Below are 2,853 nucleotides of genomic sequence, written 5' to 3' on the forward strand. Positions count from 1 at the left end.
GCGTCGCCTCCAGCACGCCATCGTTTATGTCCGGTCGCCCGGGAACAGCCGAGCTCTTCGACGACCGGCGCGCATCGGTGATGACACGCTATGGCGGCAGCCATGCCGGCCTGGTCATGGGCCCGGCACCGAGCCGCCACATGCGCTGCAGGGCGGGTCACGGGGCAGCCATGCCGGCCCAGTCGCAAGCCGGGCATCGAGCGGCCACTTGCGCTGCACGGCGGGTCACGGCGGCAGCCATGCCGGCCTGGTCATGGGCCCGGCATCGAGCGGCCACTGACGCCGATCGTTCGCCGAGGTCGGCGGCCGAGCCCGCCAGCTAGTGGTAGCGGAGCCACCGATCACCGGGGCGCAAAGGTCGCTGAGCTACCACTCCCCGCACCCCGCAAGACAAATCGACCACAGTGGTAGCGGAGCCACCGATCACCCGGGCGGAAAAGTGGCTGAGCTACCACTCCCCGCACCCGCCGGACAAATCGACCACAGTGGTAGCGGAACCGCCGATCACCCGGGCGGAAAGGCCGCTGGGCTACCACTCCCCGCGCCGCCTCAGGACATATCGGCCGCAGTGGTAGCGGAGCCGCCTTTCCTGCGGTCGGATCGGCGGCTGGGCTACCACTATGTCGATCGCGCTCCCCGCATGGCCGCTCGGACCGATGCCGGGCGGCTACTGAACCGGCGGGACCGCCGGCGGAGCGGCCTCCGGGCTCGCCGACTGTGACGACCCGCGCGGGGTCGGTGGGCGGTGTCCATTTCAGATCCGGCCGACCCTGACGAACAGGCGGCGGTGGATCACGAACGCCACGACGGTCAAGGTCGCCAGGGCCGCCAGGAGCCACCCCGCGCCGACCCCGCTGACCAGGGCGGCCGCGCCCTCCTGCACGCGGGCGGAGGCGTTCACGATCGGATCCGTGCCGGACACCCGGCGGTCGGCGTTGACGCGCAGCTCGTAACCGCCGTACCACGCGACGTAAGCGCCGGTGACGATCAGCACCGCGCCGCCGAGCCGGGGCGCGACGGCGGACGCCCGCCGCAGCCGGCGCACGAGTGAGTGGTCGGCCAGCGCCACCGCCACCGCGGTCACGCCGATCACCAGGCCCATGCCGGCCGCGTAGGCGACGAACGGCAGCAGGCCCTCGGTGATCGATCCGGCGCGCATCCCGGCCACCACGATGGCCAGGAACGGCCCGAGGGCGCAGCCGAGCGACGCGAGCGCGTACCCCATGCCGAACAGCACCATCGACGCGGCCGAGCCGGTCAGCCGGGGTGCTCGCACCACCTTGAGCAGCGACGGCAGCGACCGTCCGGCCAGGAGCCATCCCCCTGCCGTCACGAGCAGTCCGCCCAGGACGACGGTCAGCCACGGCAGGCGGGGTTGCAGCACGCCCTGGAAGGGGGCGAGCAGCAGTCCGAAGGCGCCGAAGACCAGCACGTACCCGAGGGTGAGGGCGAGGGTGCAGCGCAGTGCGCGGCCGACGGCCTCGCTGCGGCTGTCGCCGGCGACCAGAAGCGCGAGGTACGCGGGCAGCAGCGCGAACCCGCAGGGATTCACCGCACCGAGCATCCCCGCCGTCAGCGCCAGCGCCACCACCGCTCAGCTCACCGCCCGGCCCACTGCCCAGCCCACTGCTCAGCCCACCACGGCCTTGACCTTGGCGGGTAGGTCGACGGAGTCGAGGTAGCCGTTGGTGACGATGGTGCCGGAGCGGTCGAGCAGCACATAGGTGCTCTGCTGGGTGATGCCGAACTTGCGCCACACCACGCCGGCCTCGTCGTCGAGCGCCCGCACGTCGGGGATCTCCAGGTCGCTGACGAACTCGTGCATCTCGGCGTTGCTGCCCATTCCGGCGATCCCGAGCACGCCGAGCCGGTCGCCGTAGGTCTGCTGCATCTCCTGCACGGAGCTGGCCTGCCCCGCGCAGGTCGCGCACCACGGCGCCCAGAACCACAACAGCGCCGGCTTGCCTTTGAGGGTGGCGCCGTCGAAGGGCTCGCCGTCGATGAGCTTGCCGGCGAAGGCGAGGACGCCGTCCGATGTCGCGGCGGGCGCTTGCGTCCCGCAGCCCGCGAGCACCAGCACGAGCAGGACCAGTCCGATCCTTCTCATTTGGTGGCCTCGGTGAGCCGGAGGGCAAGCGCCGGGCAGACGTTCACCGCCTTGCGTGCGCCGTTCTCCAGCCACGGCGGCAGCGGCGTCTGCGGGAAGGCCGGGAACCCGTTGGCGTCCAGGCGGATGATCTCCGGCGCCACGGCCGAGCACAGCCCGTGCCCGTCGCACCGCGACCAGTCCACGGCCAGCTTCCGCGCGCCTTGGTCCGCGTGGTACGGCAGCGGCAGGATGCCGCGCACCGCCTTGCCGCAGCCCTCCCCGTTCGCGTGCGCCTCGACGTCGCGGGCGAAGACCTCCAGGGCGGACAGCGCGAACCGCGACGTGCCGTCCGGGTGGCTGCACGCGCCGCGGCCCTTGACCACGCCGGCCGCGGACCGGACGTTGTCCAGTGCGCTGCCGCCCAGCGCGACCAGGGTGACCGCGCGGGCCAGGTCGGGCAGGCCCAGCCGGCACGGGCCGCACTGCCCGGCGGACTCACCGGCCAGATACTGCGTGACCTGCGCGACCTCGCCGAGCGGGCAGGTGCTCGAGCCGATCGGGATCAGCATGCCGGCGCCGAGCGTGCCGCCGACCGCCGCGAACCCCTTGCGGGAGATGGCGACGGTGTGCGCGGCCTCGGCGCTGATCCACTTGCCGTGGTAGCCGCCGACCAGCAGGCCCGGGCCGATGTCCGCGCCGCACATGGTCAGGATGTCCATCAGCGGGGTGCCGGTGGGCGCCTCGATGACGGCCGGCGCGGAGGC

General features: G+C 72.9%; 3 protein-coding genes. All 3 read right to left on the reverse strand.

Annotated features, from left to right (window positions below; translation table 11 throughout):
• Window positions 1-754: 754 nt before the first annotated feature.
• The gene (locus AB0M20_RS35975; RefSeq protein WP_364305066.1) at window positions 755-1,588 is read right to left on the reverse strand and encodes a cytochrome c biogenesis protein CcdA; all 834 of its coding nucleotides are present in this window, start codon (window positions 1,586-1,588) and stop codon (window positions 755-757) included.
• A gap of 42 nt (window positions 1,589-1,630) precedes the next feature.
• Complete coding sequence (locus AB0M20_RS35980) at window positions 1,631-2,107, reverse strand: redoxin family protein (RefSeq protein WP_364305067.1); 477 nt, start codon at window positions 2,105-2,107, stop codon at window positions 1,631-1,633.
• Window positions 2,104-2,853, reverse strand: a 750-nt coding sequence (locus AB0M20_RS35985; protein WP_364305068.1) for an NADH-ubiquinone oxidoreductase-F iron-sulfur binding region domain-containing protein, incomplete at its 5' end; no start/stop codon positions are given. The genes AB0M20_RS35985 and AB0M20_RS35980, both read right to left, overlap by 4 nt.

Origin of the sequence: Actinoplanes sp. NPDC051633 (assembly GCF_040681735.1) — a bacterium.
GTDB lineage: Bacteria > Actinomycetota > Actinomycetes > Mycobacteriales > Micromonosporaceae > Actinoplanes.